The organism is Colwellia sp. BRX9-1 (genome assembly GCF_014077195.1).
In the GTDB taxonomy this organism is placed as follows: Bacteria; Pseudomonadota; Gammaproteobacteria; order Enterobacterales; family Alteromonadaceae; genus Colwellia_A.
Window position 1 is genome coordinate 1 of the sequence record NZ_JACGVM010000093.1, and the last position, 297, is coordinate 297.

At 43.8% G+C, this 297-nt stretch carries 1 pseudogene; it reads left to right on the plus strand.

What is annotated here, in order from left to right:
* A pseudogene (locus H4J76_RS19610) lies at positions 1-297 on the plus strand (transposase); the annotation flags it as partial.

The following is a 297-nucleotide window of genomic DNA, read 5'->3' on the forward strand; positions in this document are numbered from 1 at the left end:
AAGCTAACAACTGGACGACGCTAGAGGTACTGTCCCGTTGGCATAAGTTGTTCAAAGGCACCCTATTAACCCGTCAATATCAGCAAGAGCAATCATTAACGACATTCGAAATGGAAATGGTTGAAGAAACAGCACAAGTCTATAAACAGCGCTTAATCGATATCAGTTGGTATATGCGGGCATTAAACGAGCCTATTGCTCGACAAGCCAATAAAGAAGATAAATGCACGGGGCACTTTTGGGAAGGACGCTTTAAATCACAAGCCCTGCTCGATGAAGGGGCATTACTTGCTTGTA